Annotated in this window: 12 protein-coding genes; 4 read left to right on the top strand and 8 right to left on the bottom strand. The window is 71.0% G+C overall.

The window, feature by feature from the left end:
* Window positions 1–2: 2 nt before the first annotated feature.
* Window positions 3–1967, bottom strand: coding sequence for an amylo-alpha-1,6-glucosidase (locus ABH926_RS14770; protein WP_370366325.1), 1965 nt, complete (start codon window positions 1965–1967; stop codon window positions 3–5).
* A gap of 84 nt (window positions 1968–2051) precedes the next feature.
* On the opposite strand from ABH926_RS14770, the gene ABH926_RS14765 reads away from it, so the two are divergent.
* Together ABH926_RS14765 and ABH926_RS14760 are read left to right on the top strand one after the other, a co-directional pair.
* A complete protein-coding gene (locus ABH926_RS14765) occupies window positions 2052–4727 on the top strand; it encodes a glucosidase (RefSeq protein WP_370366100.1) in 2676 nt (891 codons plus the stop codon).
* Window positions 4728–4948: 221 nt separating this feature from the next.
* The gene (locus ABH926_RS14760; RefSeq protein WP_370366099.1) at window positions 4949–5452 is read left to right on the top strand and encodes a hypothetical protein; all 504 of its coding nucleotides are present in this window, start codon (window positions 4949–4951) and stop codon (window positions 5450–5452) included.
* Here the strand turns inward: ABH926_RS14760 and ABH926_RS14755 are convergent.
* On the bottom strand, window positions 5443–6369 hold the full coding sequence (locus tag ABH926_RS14755) for a LysR family transcriptional regulator (protein WP_370366097.1): 927 nt from the start codon (window positions 6367–6369) through the stop codon (window positions 5443–5445). The two genes, ABH926_RS14760 and ABH926_RS14755, sit on opposite strands and share 10 nt — an antisense overlap.
* A gap of 115 nt (window positions 6370–6484) precedes the next feature.
* On the opposite strand from ABH926_RS14755, the gene ABH926_RS14750 reads away from it, so the two are divergent.
* The gene (locus ABH926_RS14750; protein ID WP_370366096.1) at window positions 6485–7444 is read left to right on the top strand and encodes an NADP-dependent oxidoreductase; all 960 of its coding nucleotides are present in this window, start codon (window positions 6485–6487) and stop codon (window positions 7442–7444) included.
* Between the two features lie 292 nt (window positions 7445–7736).
* Here the strand turns inward: ABH926_RS14750 and ABH926_RS14745 are convergent, their stop codons facing one another.
* Together ABH926_RS14745 and ABH926_RS14740 are read right to left on the bottom strand one after the other, a co-directional pair.
* Window positions 7737–8945, bottom strand: a complete 1209-nt coding sequence (locus ABH926_RS14745) for an FAD-dependent oxidoreductase (protein ID WP_370366095.1) — start codon at window positions 8943–8945, stop codon at window positions 7737–7739.
* A 176-nt stretch (window positions 8946–9121) separates the two neighbouring features.
* The gene (locus ABH926_RS14740) at window positions 9122–9769 is read right to left on the bottom strand and encodes a PadR family transcriptional regulator (protein WP_370366094.1); all 648 of its coding nucleotides are present in this window, start codon (window positions 9767–9769) and stop codon (window positions 9122–9124) included.
* 202 nt (window positions 9770–9971) lie between these two features.
* Between ABH926_RS14740 and ABH926_RS14735 the strand changes: the two genes are divergently transcribed.
* On the top strand, window positions 9972–11132 hold the full coding sequence (locus ABH926_RS14735) for an acyl-CoA dehydrogenase family protein (RefSeq protein WP_370366093.1): 1161 nt from the start codon (window positions 9972–9974) through the stop codon (window positions 11130–11132).
* Between the two features lie 34 nt (window positions 11133–11166).
* Here ABH926_RS14735 and ABH926_RS14730 read toward each other — a convergent pair whose 3' ends face one another.
* The 4 genes from ABH926_RS14730 to ABH926_RS14715 all read right to left on the bottom strand — a co-directional run bounded on the left by ABH926_RS14730 (window position 11167) and on the right by ABH926_RS14715 (window position 16161).
* Window positions 11167–12399 (bottom strand): cytochrome P450, encoded by a 1233-nt coding sequence (locus tag ABH926_RS14730; protein ID WP_370366092.1) that lies wholly within the window; start codon window positions 12397–12399, stop codon window positions 11167–11169.
* 59 nt (window positions 12400–12458) lie between these two features.
* Window positions 12459–12884 (bottom strand): hypothetical protein, encoded by a 426-nt coding sequence (locus ABH926_RS14725; protein ID WP_370366091.1) that lies wholly within the window; start codon window positions 12882–12884, stop codon window positions 12459–12461.
* A gap of 320 nt (window positions 12885–13204) precedes the next feature.
* Entirely contained in the window at window positions 13205–14101 is an 897-nt protein-coding gene (locus tag ABH926_RS14720) for a hypothetical protein (protein WP_370366090.1), read from the bottom strand.
* A 44-nt stretch (window positions 14102–14145) separates the two neighbouring features.
* On the bottom strand, window positions 14146–16161 hold the full coding sequence (locus ABH926_RS14715) for a hypothetical protein (RefSeq protein WP_370366089.1): 2016 nt from the start codon (window positions 16159–16161) through the stop codon (window positions 14146–14148).

Genomic DNA, 16161 nt, shown 5'->3' with positions numbered 1-16161 from the left:
GTTCATGTGCAGTCGGAGTTCTTCAAGATCCAGCCTCGCAAGGACTCGGCCACGGACCAGGCCTGGAACGGACAGCCGGTGGTGACGTGCGGTGCCAGGCCCTCGGCGGTCTCGGAGACCGAGCCGAGGCCGGCCTCCCCGAGGTGGCCGGGCAGTCCGCCGAACACCGCGCCGCCGGAGCCGGCCGGACCGCCGGCCGCGGCGACCGCGTCGCGATAGGGCCCGAGCAGCCACGGCCACGCGGTGCCCTGGTGGTAGGCGGCGTCGCGCTGCTCTGCGGATCCGCGGTGGTGCGGCTGGTAGGCGGGATCGTCGGGGGACAGGGTGCGTGGGCCCAGCGGCGTCATCAGCTTCTCGCCGACGATCGGGGCCGGAACCTGTCCGCGCAGCGGAGCGTAAGGCAGGCTGTAGGCGAACAGCTGGTTGGGGCGCAGTGCGGCGTCGTCGCCAGCCGGGCCGTCCACCACGTCGTAGAGCCCGCATTCGGGGTTCGGAAACCGGCGGCGGAACGAGGTTGCCGCGGCTTCGCGCCGCTGCAGGACGCCGGTCGCGTCCCGGCCGACCGCCTTCCACAAGTCGGCGATGGTCCCCAGTGCGTTGATCCACAGGGCATTGATCTCCACGGCCTTGCCTCTGCGTTGCGTCATCGGCCGACCGTCGACTCGGGCGTCCATCCAGGTCAGTGCGTACCCCTCGGCACCCTGACTCACCAGCGAGTCGGCGGGATCCACCCGGATGCCGTAGCGGGTGCCCTCCAGGTGTGCCCGAAGGATCGCCTCCAGCGCCGGGGCCAGTTCGGCGGCCAGGTCCGCGTCGCCGGTGACGGCCGTGTGCCGGCCGATCGCGTGCACGAACCACAAGGTGGCGTCGGAGGTGTTGTACTCGACCGAGCCGGTGTCGGCGGTGTTGGCGAGCATGCCCTCGGACAGCGTCCCGGCATAGGCGCGCAGCAGCTCACGGCCCTCCTCGGGGCGCTGGGCGCTGAGGAACAGGCCGTCGTAGGAGACCATCGTGTCGCGCGACCACGTCCCGAACCAGGGGTAGCCGGCGATCACGTCAGGCGTGGTGCCGCCGTCGGCACCCGTTCGGGCTATGACGAAGGCATCGGCGGCCAGCAGCAGTTGGGAGGCGACGGCGTCGGCGCCCTTGGCCTGGATCGCGACGGCCCGGTCGCGGGCCGCCTCGAGGATCCGGGCGGCCGGCGGCGGCGCGGCGTCCAGGTCGTCCAGGTCGCCGGCCCAGGCCGTGAGCTGCATCTTCGCACCGGGCTCGGCCAGCGGTGCGGAGAACGAGCCGGCGAACCACAGGTCCTCGCGCGCGCCGAGTCCGCGGGCGGCCTCCTCGCGCAGGTACACGTCGCGGTACCACTGGCCGGCGGCGCTCCAGCCGGGGCCGGCGAGGCGGTACGCCTCCTCGACGACCACGCCGTCGGCGGTCGGACGCTGCCGAAGGTCGCCGCCGCCCGCGAAGCGGTCGCCGTGCTGGTCGCGCCAGGTGCACAGGGCTTCGACGCGAAGCGTCACCGGGCCGCCGGCCAGCAGGCGGTAGACGTAACCGTAGGCGGGCCGGCCGTGCACGGCGGCCAGCTCGGCCTCCAACACGGTGTCGCCGAGGCGCCAGCGCCAGCGCGGCAGGCCGTGTTCCAGGGTGAAGCTCTCCAGCAGGGTGTGGCCGTCCGGGGCGATCGCGCCGGAGGCCCATTCGTGCACGGCCAGCCGGACCTCGGCCCCGGAGGGCAGGACGAGCACCGGGTCCAGCGCGGCCAGGGCCACGCGCCGCGCGCTGCCACCGTTCTCGGCCGCCACTAACAGAGCGTGATACCTGCGGGTCCGGAGCCCGCTCGCAGTACCCATGGCATAACCGCCGGCTCCATCGGGTACGAGCCATTCCCGGCCCGCGCCCTCGGAGAGGTCGCCGCACACACGGGTACCCAAGACGTACGGGTTGGAGATCGCCACGACCGCCATATTCGCAGTGGTCGTCATCGCGCGCATTTCGTAAGGGCTGCGTAGGGTCGAACCGCAACGGTACCCAAGGAACGCGAGGGCACGGTGACCACAGCAGAACAGGCGCGACTGGACCAGTACGACGGCGAGGAGAACGAGCCGTGGCGTGCGTGGGGTCCGTACCTGTCGGAGCGGGCGTGGGGCACGGTCCGTGAGGACTACTCCCCCGGCGGGACCGCCTGGGACTCCTTCCCCCACGACCACGCGCGCTCGCGCGCCTACCGCTGGAACGAGGACGGCCTGGCCGGGGTCTGCGACATCGACCAGTACTTCTGCTTCTCGCTGGCGTTCTGGAACGGCCGCGACCCGATCCTGAAGGAGCGCGCGTTCGGCCTGACCGGCACCGAGGGCAACCACGGCGAGGACGTCAAGGAGTACTGGTGGTACCTGGACTCCACACCGACCCACTCCTGGATGCGCTGGCGCTACCACTACCCGCAGAACGAGTTCCCTTACAACGACCTGGTGCAGACCAACCGCGCCCGCGGCACCGAGGACCCGGAGTACGAACTCGTCGACACCGGGATCTTCCAGGACGACCGGTACTGGCGGATCACCGCCGACTACGCGAAGGCCGGACCGGAGGACATGTGCATCCGGGTGCACGTGGAGAACAAGGGCCCCGACGAGGAGACCCTGCATGTCCTGCCGCACCTGTGGTTCCGCAACACCTGGTCGTGGGGCCTGGCCGGCCGCGAGGCGGTGCCGGAGCTGACCGGCGACGTCGGCACGCTGGTCGGCGAGCACCGGCTCCTGGGGCGGATGGCGCTGGTCGGTTCCGGTGAGCCGGAGGCGCTGGTCTGCGACAACGTCTCGAACGCGCGGCGGCTGTGGGACACCGACGGGCCGCGCTACCCCAAGGACGGCATCAACGACCACGTGGTCTCCGGCGCCGACACCGTCAACCCGGAGCGGCGCGGGACCAAGGGCGCGCTGCACTACGTGCTGACCGTCCCGGCCGGCGGTACCGCGGAGATCCGGCTGCGGCTGCGCTCGGAAGGGCCCGACAGCGAGGCCGTGGGCCCGGCGGACCTGGACACCGGGTTCGAGGAGCTGATGGCGCGCCGCGAGAGCGAGGCCGACGAGTACTTCGCCGAGCTCACGCCGGACGCGTGCAGCGCCGACGAGGCGAACGTGCTGCGCCAGGCGGTGGCCGGGCTCATGTGGTCCAAGCAGTACTACCATTACAACGTCTCGCGCTGGCTGGAGGGCGACCCGGCGCAGCCGGACCCGCCGGAGGGCCGCGAGCACGGCCGGAACGCGCACTGGTGGACGCTGTCGGCGCGCGACGTCATCGTGATGCCGGACCCGTGGGAGTACCCGTGGTTCGCGGCGTGGGACCTGGCGTTCCACTGCGTGGCGCTGGCCGAGATCGACCCGAAGATGGCCAAGGAGCAGCTGCTGTTGCTGCTCCAGGAGTGGTACCTGCACCCCAGCGGCCAGGTCGCGGCCTACGAGTGGGCGTTCAGCGACGACAACCCGCCGGTGCAGGCCTGGGCCGCGCTGCAGATCTACCGCGCCGACGGCTGCCGGGACCACGTGTTCCTCAAGCGGGTGTTCCACAAGCTGCTGATGAACTTCACCTGGTGGGTGAACCGCGCCGACGCCGACGGCAACAACGTCTTCGAGGGCGGGTTCCTGGGCCTGGACAACATCGGGCCCTTCGACCGGGACGCCGGGGTGCCGGTCGGGGACCTGCTGGAGCAGAGCGACGGCACCGCGTGGATGGCGATGTACTCGCTGAACCTCATGGAGATCGCGCTGGTGCTGGCCGAGCACGACCCGGTCTACCGCGAGCTGGTGATGAAGTTCTTCGAGCACTTCGGCCTGATCGCCGCCGCGGCGAACAAGATCGGGCTGTGGAACGAGGAGGACGGCTTCTTCTACGACGTGCTGCGCACCCGCGAGGGCAGCTGCATCCCGATGAAGGTGCGCTCGGTCGTCGGGCTGCTGCCGCTGGTGGCCACCACCTCGGTGAGCGCCGAGGCCATGGACGCCGTCCCGGAGCTGCGCAAGCGGGTGAAGTGGTTCTTCGAGAACCAGACGGACAAGGCCGATCTGCTGATGGGCTGCGTCGACATGAACAAGACGCACCGGCTGCTGACGATGATGACCTTCGAACAGCGCCCGCGGGTGCTGGAGCGGATGCTCGACGAGGGCGAGTTCCTGTCGGAGCACGGCCTGCGCGCGCTGTCCCGGGCGCACAAGAGCCAGCCGTTCCGGCTGAACGTCAACGGCACCGACTACAGCGTCAGCTACGAGCCCGGCGAGTCGCGCACCACGATGTTCGGCGGGAACAGCAACTGGCGCGGCCCGGTCTGGTTCCCGATGAACTACCTGCTCATCGACGCCCTGGACCGGCACCAGGACTTCTTCGGCGACCACATCACGCTCCCGTACCCGAGCGGTTCGCCGAACCAGGCGACCTACGGCGCGATCGCCGACGACCTGGCGCACCGGCTGGTGGGCGTGTTCCTGAACGACGAGGCGGGCCGGCGGCCGGTGTTCGGCGACGTGAAGCTGTTCCAGGAGGACGCCGCCTGGCACGACCAGATCCCGTTCCACGAGTACTTCCACGGGGACACCGGCGCCGGCATCGGGGCGTCGCACCAGACGGGGTGGACCGCGCTGGCGATCAACCTGCTGCTGCGCAAGAGCCGGCCCCGGCGCACGGCCGAGATGGACCACCTGGACGGTGGGACGGCTTCGCGTGAGGAGTGAACCGACGGCTTCGCGTGAGGAGTGAACCGCCGGATTCCCGGAAGGCCCCTGTGTAACGCAGGGGCCTTCCACGGCGTCTATGGAGAGGACGGCGGCAACCTCAACGAGATCCCGGGCCGCCGCTTCGCGGTTGGTAGCATCGGCGCTTCGGGGGCGATGCATTTCTTGGCATGGCTCTGGCGTCCCTGTTTTCCCTGAAAGCTTTGACACTGGAGTCTGAGATGAAGCGCCGTCGTAGTGCTGCCCTGCTGGTGGGTTCGGCCGCGATCATGCTGTGCGCCGGGTGCGGTTCCGGTGCGACTCAGGCCGCTTCGACAGCCGCGGTTCCGACCGGCGCCGCCGCCCCGACGGCCGCGGCTTCGACGGCTTCCCCCTCGACCGACACCACCGGCCGCAAGCCGTGCTCCCACCCCACCGCGATGAGCGGCTTCCTCAAGCTGGACTCGGCCCAGGCGGCCCAGGGCGGCACTCGATTGAGCGTCACGATCGTGAGCTGCACGGTGGACCCGGTCAACGACGAGGACGTCGACTACACGCCGACCCGCACCGACTCCTACCCGGCCGCCGCCGGCGCGCAGATCCAGGTCCTGGCGCCGGACAACAACCTGCAGACGGTCGCCGCGGCCTGGCTCGTCTCGCACCAGGTCGTGAACACGCCGTACTTCTACTACCAGGACGACGCGCAGCACCAGATCACCGCGTTGCAGGAGATCTATCACCCCTGAGCGGCGGCGACTCCGGCAGCGGTGGCGGCAGCAGCGGTGGCGGCAGCAGCAGCGGTGGCCGTGGCGGCACGCACGAAGGCCGCGACCGCCGGGGAGCGCGAGTCCTGCGGCCAGGCCACCGCCAGGGTGGCCGGCGGCAGGTCCTTGACCGGGAGGTAGACGATGTCAGGGCGCGGATACCGGTCGGTGAGCGAGACCGGGAAGAAGCAGACGATGCTGCCCAGTTCGATGAGCCGGAAGATCTCGGGCAGGTCGGAGGCAGCCGAAGATCGTTCGCTCTGGATGAAGCGGCACCGGTCCTCCGACACAGGGCCCTGATCCGCGGGCTCGCCGCCGGGCATCGTACGCCCGGCCAGGTCCGCGAGACAGACCTCTGAATTCCCCGCGAGCGGATCGGTGGCCGCGACCGCCACCAGGAACGGCTCGGTCCGCAACGGCTCGAAGTCCAGTCCCCGCGCGCCGGCCGGGTCCAGCAGCAGTCCGACATCGGCGCGTCCGTCGAGCAACGCCGCGGCCTGCTCGCCGTAGCGTCCCAGGACCAGCGCCACCGGCTGCCCGGTCTGCTGCGCCGCGTACGCCTCCAGGATCCGCGGCAGGAGCCCGCCGTCGACGTCCGCCTTCAGCGCGACCCGCAGCTGCGGCGTCGTCTCGCCGGCATGTCGCGCGCGCCGCGCCGCGGCGGTGACGGCGTCCAGGGCGGTGCGGGCGTCGCGCAGCAGCACTTCGCCGGAGGGCGTCAGTCGCACCCGCCGCGTCGTGCGCTCCAGCAGTGCGACGCCGAGTTGCCGCTCCAGCATGCGGATGGCCCGCGACAGCGGCGGCTGCGCGATGCCCAGCCGCTCCGCCGCGCGCCCGAAGTTCAGCTCCTCCGCCACCGCGACGAAGTACCGGAGCTGGCGCGTCTCCAGCTCATTCATACCTCCAGGGTATCAACAGCGACCGAAACGGTCCTTCAGCGGCGGGCCCGCCCCGGATTGACTGGGCATCGAGGATCCGCCGGCACCCAGGCGGGCCCAACGAACAGGAGTCGCCATGCGCGCCATCGCAGTACCCGATATCGGCGGGACCCCCGGCCCGGCGGACGTCCCGGTGCCGAGCCCCGGCCCGGAGGAGATCCTGGTGTCGGTGACCGCCGCCTCGCTGAATCCGATCGACCTGGACATCGCGGCCGGCGGGTTGCCACTGCCGACGACCCGGCCGCTGGTGCTCGGCGTGGACGGCGCCGGGCGGGTCGTGGAGGTCGGCGCCGCGGTGCGCGGGTTCGCGCCGGGAGACCTCGTGCACGGCCAGTTCCTGGACGCCCCTTTGGGCCGGGGGACGTTCGCCGAGTACACCGTCCTCGCGCAGTCCCCCAGCCACGGCGCCCTGCTGCGCACCCCGGACGCCCTCTCGGCCGACGTCGCCGCCGCTCTCCCGACCGCGGGCATGACGGCACTCGGCGTCGTGGAAGCACTGGACGAAGCACTTGACCTGGGCACCGGCCGCTCGATCCTGATCGTCGGCGCGACCGGCGGCGTCGGGGTCCTCGCCGTGCAGCTGGCCGCCGCACGCGGGGCGGAGGTCATCGCCACGGCACGCTCCGACGCCGACGCGTGGATCCGCGGCCTCGGGGCGTCGCAGACCATCGACCACGGCAGCGACGACGTCGCCGAACTGGTCCGCAAGTCCCACCCCGACGGCGTCGACGCCCTCCTGGACCTGACCCGCGACCAGCCCCGCTTCACCACGCACTCGGCCCTGGTGCGCGACGGCGGCTCGGCGATCTCGATCACCTTCACCGCCGCGCCGGAACTGCTGGCCTCAGAACGGATCGCGGTGACCAACTTCATGATGCAGGACAAGCCCGGGCTGCTCACCCGCATCACCGACGAGGCGGTCTCGGGCCGGATCACCGTCCCGATCCAGCGGACCATCGCCTTCGACGAGATCCCCGAAGCGTTGGCACGCAACGCCGTCGGCGGTGCGCGCGGCAAGACGGTCGTGCGGATCTGACGGCCGTGCGGAACTGACGGTCGTGCGGATCTGACGGGTTCCGGCCAACAGACGCGGCCCGATGCTGCGCTGCCTCGCAACGACTACTGCGTCGGAGCCGACCACCGCGACCTGGTCCTGCTGGTCCAGCTGCCGGACCTGCGCCGGGTGGTCGGCGGCGGGTGGCGGATCACCGGCCGCCGCATCGTGCGCCCCCTTCGATCCAGCTTCACTCGGAACCTATGTGGCGGTCAGGAGATCGGTGACGCAGATTCCTGACTAGCACCGGCTCAGGCCCGCCCCCGCGAACAACTCACCGCACCGGCGTCTCCCACTCGATCCGGTACCGCTGCTCCCATCCCATGACCTTGTCGAAGTTCATCAGCTTGAAGAACAGCGGCATCGTCAGATGCATCGCCTTGCGCCCGATCGGCCCGGGCGTCTTCTTCCGGTTCGTCCGGGCCCCGCGCTTGGTGATGCGCTCGACGCGGTCGCGGCGCAGCGCCTCGTACGCGGCGAAGGCCTCGGCCGGGTCGGCGATGTCACGCAGGCAGCGCGCCAGCTGCAGCGCGCTCTCGATGGCCAGGGAGGCACCCTGGCCGGTGCTGTTCGAGGGGGCGTGGACCGCGTCGCCGACCAGGGCCATGCGGGCGGTGTGCCAGTGCGGGACCGGCGGCATGATGTGGATGGCGCCGGTGACGTCGAGGTTGTCGGCGGTGGTGCGTTCGGCGAGCAGGCGGCCGGGGCTGTCGTCACGGTAGGTCTGGCGCAGGCGGTGCAGCCATTCGTCGGCGGGGATCGCGCGCGCCTCGGTCAGGGACAGGTACTTCTTCGAGGGCAGGTTCGCGCCCCACGTCATGCGGCCGTCGGCCTGTTTCCAGTACAGGTAGTACGCGCGCTTGCCGAAGGCGAAGGTCATGACGCCGGGTTCGGCGTCGAGGTCCGGCGCGGCGTCGACGTAGCCCTGGAAGCTGAGCAGGCCGGTGTAGTCGGCGCCGGGTGCGGCCGGGTCTATCAGGGTCCTGACCGTCGAGCGGACGCCGTCGGCGCCGATCAGCACGTCGGCGGTGGCGGTGGTGCCGTCGGCGAAACGGGCCTGGACGCCGTCGGCGGTCTCGGTGGCCCCGGTGAGGCGCTTGCCGTACTCGAACCGGACGCCGGCCTCGGCCGCCCGGTCGCGCAGCACCCGGTGCAGGTCGCCGCGGCCGACGATGCGCAGCGGTTCGACGCCGGACAGGGCTGGCAGCTCGGTGAGTCTGCCGTCGACCGCCATCCGGGTGCCGGCGATCGGGGTGGCCATGGCCCGGACCTCGTCGGCGGCGCCGATGAGGTCGAGGGCGGCCATGCCGTTGGGGGCGAGGGCGAGACCGCCGCCGATGCCCTCGCCGAGTTCGGGATAGGCCTCGTACACGGTGGCCTGGATGCCGGCCTCGACCAGCGCCGCGGCCGTCACCGGACCGGCGATGCCGCCGCCGATGACCAGGGCGGTACGGACTTTTCGGACGTTCTGTCCTGTGGACATGGTTCTTCCTCCGCAGTGCGTGATGATCCGCCGCGAGTCGCGGCGCCGACGTCACGCCCGGAAGGCCCCCCGATATCCTGGGGTCGGCACCTCGTGGCCGGGGTCCGTCCATGCGGACGTCGGTTCGAGAGCAGATCCCGGCGGCGGTGTTGGCGCATCGCCGCCGGGGTTGTGGGTCAGTCCTGGCTCGCACCCCTTTCCTGCAGGTCGAGCATCTCCTGGGGCAGCCCGGCGCCTTCGTGGTAGCCGTGCCAGGCGTCCAGGTCCGGGAACGTGCCGGAGGTCAGCTCCGCCAGCATCCCGCGCACCCAGTCCGCCTCGGCCCGCACCATCGCCAGCGCGTACTCGTCCTCGACCAGGAACAGCCGCGGCACGGTCTCCAGCGTCTCGGCCAGCGCGGCCTCGCGTGCGCTGATCCCCTCCTCCAGCGCCGCGAGCCGCTTGCGCAGCAGGTCGATGACCTCGTCCGGCGGCAGGACCATCTGCACCGACAGCCCGGCGGCGAAGCGGGTGTGCTCCGGGGCGGGCGTGCCGATCAGCTCGCGGGTCCAGTCCGCCAGTTCCTGCCGTCCGGCCTCGGTGATGCGGTACACGGTCCGCTCCGGCCGCGCCCCCTGCCGGCTGGTCCCGATGACTTCCAGGAACCCGTGCTTGGCGAGGTTCTGCACGACCGTGTAGAGCGACCCCCACTTCACGTCCAGCTGCTGGTCCTTGCCGTGGGCGCGGATCAGCGAGGCGATCTCGTAGCGGTGCATGGGCCGCTGGATCACTGTGGCCAGCACGGCGAGCGCCAGCAGGTTGTCGACCTTGCGTTTGGCGGCCACGGCTTCCTCGTCTCGAGCGGATCCGGTGCGATTACCGGTGCGATTACTCGTCAACAAATATACGTCGGCGAGTATTCGGCGGCAACCGGACAGCCTGGGAGTCGGCCGGAAGTTCCGACTAGCCGCGCGGCAGCCCGACCGCGAAGCTGAAGGGAGCCGCCCGGCCCGAGCCAGGACCCGATCCCAGGAGGAGACACGCATCGTGCGCCGTTCCGTTTACACCGAAGACCACGAGGCCTTCCGCGAGATGATCAGGGACTTCATCGCCGAGGAGGTCGTCCCGGTCTACCCCGAATGGGAGAAGCAGGGGCACGCCCCGCGCGAGTTCTACTACCGGCTCGGCGAGCTCGGCATCTTCGGCATCGAGGTGCCCGAGGAGTACGGCGGCGCGGGCGAGGCCAACGGCTTCAAGTACCAGGCCGTCACCACCGAGGAGCTGATGCGCGCCGGAGTGGGCTTCGGCGGGTCCTCGGTGCACACCGGACTGGTGCTGCCGTACCTGATGGAGTTCGCCAACGAGGAGCAGAAGCGGCGCTGGCTCCCGGACTTCGTCTCCGGCGCGATGATGACCGCGATCGCCATGACCGAGCCGGGCACCGGCAGCGACCTGGCCGGCATCAAGACCACGGCGAAACTGTCCGAGGACGGCACGCACTACGTCCTCAACGGTGCCAAGACCTTCATCACCGGCGGCGTGCTGGCCGACCGGGTCCTGGTGGTGGCGCGCACCGCGCCGCACGACCCGGACGACCGCCGCGCCGGCCTGTCGATCCTGGTCGTGGACGCCAAGTCGCCGGGCTACGCGGTCGGCCGCAAGCTGGAGAAGATCGGCCTGCGCACCTCCGACACCGCCGAGCTGTCCTTCACCGACGTGCGGGTGCCGGTGGAGGACCTGCTCGGCCAGGAGGGCAAGGCCTTCTCCTACCTGACGCACAACCTGATCCCCGAGCGCCTGGGCATCGCGGTCTCGGCCGTCGCCGCCGCCGACGCCGCGATCCAGTTCGCGATCGCCTACACGAAGGAGCGCGACGTCTTCGGCACGCCGGTCGCCTCGTTCCAGAACACGAAGTTCGTGCTCGCCGAGTGCTCCGCCGAGGTGACCGCCGGCCAGACGATGATCGACCGCGCGATGGACCTGTACGAGGCCGGGGACCTGACGGTCGCCGACGCCGCCGGGGTGAAGCTGTTCACCACGGAGATGGCCAGCCGGGTCATCGACAAGTGCCTGCAACTGCACGGCGGCTACGGCTACATGCTGGAGTTCCCGATCGCCAAGCTCTACACCGACAACCGCGTGTTCCGGATCTACGGCGGCACCAGCGAGGTGATGAAGACGGTGGTGGCCAAGTCGCTCGGGTTGTAGGCGGGTCGGTCGGGCTGTAGCTCCGCCACCGCACTCACCAGATCAGATTCAGCTCCTGGAGCGAGCCGTCACGCGGCACGGCGCTGCGGCCCATCGTCCCCTCCTCCTGCGGCGCGAGCCGCAGGTCCGGCAGGCGTTCGGTCAGGACCCGCAGCGTCGCCCGCGCCTCCTCGCGGAACAGCTGCGCGCCGACACACGCGTGCGGGCCGTGGCCGAACGAGAGGTGCCGGGCGGCTGCGGCTCCGGCTGCCGTGCCGGCCGGTCTGGTGATGTCGAAGATGTCGGGCCGCTCGTGAACCGCCGCGTCCCGGTTCGCCGAGGCCAGGGCGACCAGCAGCGTCGCGCCGGCCGGGATCTCGACGCCGGCCAGCGTCACCGGCGCGGTCGTGATGCGGCGGACGCTCTGCATGGAGGTGTCATAGCGGACCGCCTCCTCGACTGCCGCCGGGATCAACTCAGGCTTCGTACACAGCAGCTCCCACTGCTCCCGGTGTCGCAGGAGATTGAGAACCATCGTGCCGAGCAGCGGCGTGGCGGTGATGAAGCCGGCGATGAACAGGTTCAGCACGTTCGAGGCCACCTCGTGGCGCTGGTCGAGGGTCAGCTCTCCGCCGTCCGGGGCCAGCGCCGCGACCAGCGCGCCGCACAGGTCGTCGCGCGGCTCGGCGCGCCGGGCACGGACCTGGTCGTCGATCATCGCCCGCATCTCGGCGAACTTCCGCGCGGCCTGCGCCTTCTGCTCGTCGCCGACCGGGAAGAAGTACATGACCAGGGCCTGCGTGGTGCCGTACACCGCCTTGGCGACGTCCTCGGGCGCCAGGCCGATCAGCCGGCCGATCGTCTCACTGGCCAGCGCCGAGGAGTAGCCGCCGACGAACTCGACCCGGCCGTCGCCGGCGAACCCCTCGACCAACGTCTCCGCGCGCTCCTCGATGAACGGCACGACCTGCTCGACGCGCGCGGGCGTCAAGCCGGCGAGCAACGGCGCCCGATACCGGCGGTGCGCGGCGCCGTCGGAGTTCACCACGACCGGCCGCCCGCCGATGCTGTCGGCCAGCTCGGCCCGCACCGCCGGCGGCAGCATGTCGTCGCGCGGCAGGGTGTTGGCCGAGGAGAACTCCTCGGCGCGCCGCAGGACGTCCAGCACGTCCTCGTGCCGCGCGACCACCCACGCGCCGAGCGCCGGCACGAACGCCGGCCCCGCGTTTCGGCGTTCCTCGGCGAAGGCGGTGTACGGGTCCTGAAACCAGATCTCTGATTCGGTCATGGTTCGAGTCAAGCGCAGGTGGCGTCCGAGGCCAACGGGTACGCGGCTGTCGGCTCGCTCTAGCTCGCGGTGCCGATCTCCGTGGCAACCAGTTCCACCGCCAGCGCTCCGCTTTGCAGAACCGCGGCCAGGCTCTGCGCCGTGGACTGGGTGAACTGGCCGGAGATCTCCATGGCGCCGCCGGTGATGGGCTCCTGGATCGAGGGCGCCGAATAGACGACCCCGTCCAGGGTGATCGCGACCGCCTGCCCGGTCCCGGCCAGCCGCGTGGTCAGCTGGCCGAACTGCGCCGCGCCCTGGCTGCTGAATGTGACGTTCACCTGCCAGCCTCCGGAGGAAGCGCTCGCCGCGCTCGCCGCGGTGACCGACGTCCCGCTGACGACCGTGGCGTCCAGCACGAACTTCTGCGAGCCGTCGCTCTGACAGGCGGCGATCTGCGCGCCGGCCTGGTCCTCGCCGGGCGGCGTCCCCTTGCAGTCCAGCACCAGGAATCGACCGTGGTACTGCTCAGCTTCGCCGCTTGAATGCGCGTCTTGATGATGGACACCACGTGGTTCAAGGTGTCAGGTGTCGTTCCCGAGGCTGCGAAGGTGAAGGTGACGAGCCGACACCTCGCCGCCGCTGCTGCATCCGCTGACCGCGATCGCCGCCGTCAGTCCGAGAGCCGCTGCTCCCGCTTGTGCGCGTCGGCCGAATGCAGTCACGTTTCCCCCAATGGCCTGAATCCCGTACACGGCGGCGGGGCTCAGGGTACTGGGCCCACCCCGCCGCCATGGCCTCACAGGCGTCAGTTGCGTCAGTTGCGTCAGTTCAACGCGTAGTGCTGGAAGTACAAGAAGATCGACTTCCATCCGGACCCGACGTTCAGAATGTGCAGCTGTCCGCCGCCGGACCCGAGGTCCAGCGCCACCAGGCCCTCGACCTCGTCGTTGGGCTGCACGTCCTGGGTGAACTGCTCGGCGACGGCGCCGGTGGTCGGATCGATCGTCCAGACCGACTTGTTGCCGGCGATGTCCGCCGAGGCCCACAGCTGGCCGCGCCACATCTTCGCGCCCTGGATCCGGCTCAGCGGCTGCGGGAGCGCCACGGTGCGCAGCACCGGGAGCGCCGCGCCGGCGGGCAGGGTCAGCAGGTCGTGGAGGCTGTAGACCACCAGGTGGTTGCTGCCGTCGGTGGTGCTCTGGTTCCAGGGCGCGGTGTAGACCAGGCCGGCCGCGGCGTCCACGGCGACCCAGGGGACGCCGCCGGGCATCAGGTTCAGCGGCAGCTGCACGTAGCGGCCGGTGTAGCTCAGGTCCGAGGCGTTGAACAGCGCCAGCAGCGGGTGCTGGTAGTTGCTGCCGTCCTCTATGGGGGCGACGACGTAGCCGCCGTAGTAGTCGTTGTCGCCGATGTGGTTGGAGCCGTATTGGGAGGAGAGCTGGGACGGGATGGCCGTCGCGTTCGAGGTGACGTCGTTGATCCCGTTAACCGTGGCCTTGTCGAGGGAGTAGGTGCCGGAGAAGAAGTAGTAGGTGCCGTCGGTCGAGACGCCCTGGCCGCGTTCCAGCGCGGTCACCAGCGTCCAGGTCTGGTAGGACGGCAGCCGGGTCCAGCCCGCCGCCGACGTGTCGGCCAGGGGAAGCAGGGCGAGCAGCGCGGCGGTCACGGCGACGCGCCACGGCCACCGGCTCCTCCGGTGATGCCGCAGACGATGCTTCATGACAGGGGCGTCCTTTCTCAGGGGACTGCGAGAGGTGCTGGCTGTCACGACGCCGGCGGCTCGGTGCACGGCGCACCGCCGCAGACGTCGATGACCACACCGGTGGTGAGGAACACGGCTTTCTGAAGCCGTACCGCCGGCGAGTTCCGGGGATCCTCGTGCGGATCGTGGCCGTACCGCGGGCCGGCCGGGGCGGTGTTCGTCAGCGGCGCCGGGGGCGTGCCGCTGTCCCAGACCACCATCGCCGAGCCGCGGTAGGCATAGGTGTGGCCGGGGCCGGGCAGCGGCGCGATGCCCCAGTACGGGACGGTGTCCGGCGAGCGGCCGGCGGCCAGCGCGGGGACGTGCAGCCGCGCGCCGATGGTGCGGGCCTCGACGTCGGCGGCGACATTCGCCACCTGGTGGTCGCCGAACGCGACATCCATCAGGACCTGGTGGCCGTCGGTGAGGTGCTCGGCGTAGCCGTCGGTCTCGGCGTGGTCCCACAGCATCTGCATCAGCTGGAACACCACTTGCTGCTGGAGTTTGTCCGGGTAGCCCGCGTCGAGGGCGGGCTGCAGGGCGGCGAAGTCGACGGACCGGTTCAGCAGGATGCTGTAGTCCATCGCGGTCACGCCCAGGACCCCGCGCTTCACGTCCGGCGAGACCGCGACCAGCACGCCGCCGAGGATGCCGCCCTGGCTGTTGCCGTCGTAGACGACGCCGGCACGCGGGTCGAGCAGCGGACGGCCGTCGGCGGTCCGGAAGGCCGGGGACGCGGCGAAGCCGGCCGGGTCGACGAGATCGCGGCCGAGGAACAAGGCGTTCAGGACGCCTTGCTGGGTGCGCTCGGTGACTTCGGGGAACGCGCTCAGGTTTTCCAACGCGGACACGACAGTGTTCTGATCCCCTGCGGCCATCCCGATCCAGTCGGTGGCGCAGAAGGTGAAGTCGTGCTCGCCGGCCATCGCCCGCACATTGGCCGCGCCGACCTCGTCCCGGCTGCCCAGCAGGCCATGGCCGTAGAGCGCCGCTTGGGACGGCTTCGACCACGCCGACCGTGGTATCTCGCAGCGGAAATCGGCGGTCTGGAGGTTGCCGGGGAGTTGGGACGGTCGGCCGTGCGGGCCACGGTTGAAGACCGAACCGGTGGGGCCGCCGGGCTGGGACAGGTAGCTGGGGACTTCGATCGTGCCCTCGACGACGCGGGCTATATCCGGGTCCTGAGCCGGGGTCGGGTCGGTCACGGAGGTGACGGTGTAGGTCGGCGCGGCCGTTCCGAGCTTGGCGAAGGCGTCGTCCCGGATCGAGGTGAGGTCGCCGGTCAGGCTCGCGGTGCTGGCGACGGTGAAGTCCCAGGCGAGGTAAAGCCCTGAGGTGCGGACGCCGCTGCGGGCGAGTGTCCGGAAGACCGGCTTGAGTTCTTGCTGGCGCTCCCACAATGGATCGCGGCGCGGCAGGCGGTGGTCGAGGATCCGGGCGAACGGCGCCGGGGCCGGGATCGCGGCGCCGGAGGTGGTTCGCAGGCCTCTGATGGCGACCGCGTAGCGGTGGCCGTCGAGGAAGTCGCGAGCCGGGTGGACGAGCAGCGTGCGGTGCCACGGGTCGTTGGCGTCGAGTTCGGCCCAGTAGGGCCAGCGGGCGCCGGTGGTCTCGTCGACGATGACGATCGGGGCGTCGGGGGCGAGCGAGCGGCCGATGTCGGTGACCGGGGCCAGGCCGCTGGCGGCCGGGTCCAGACCGGGAACCGTCAGCAGCAGCGCCGAGCCCGGGGAGAAGCCGTCCAGGCGGTTCCAGGCGGTCGGGTCGGTGGCGCCGGCGAGGCTGCTGGCCGGCAGATCGGCGGCCGAGAAGTGCACGCGGCGGCCGGTAGGCGTCGTCCGGTCAGGACGGGTGTACCAGTCGTCGGGGAACGGGAGCAGGCACGCGGTTCCGGCGATGGGGTCGCAGCCGGTGTGCGCGGGCGACGGCGCGGAATTGTCCGCCTGGGCCGGCGAAGTGAGCCCGGCGGCCAGCACGACCGCGAGGCCGACGGCGGACACCCGGCCCGCCGCCGACCTCATCAGGGAACGCACACGCAT

Source organism: Catenulispora sp. GP43 (assembly GCF_041260665.1).
GTDB lineage: Bacteria > Actinomycetota > Actinomycetes > Streptomycetales > Catenulisporaceae > Catenulispora.
This window is presented reverse-complemented; position numbering and strand designations above follow the sequence as displayed.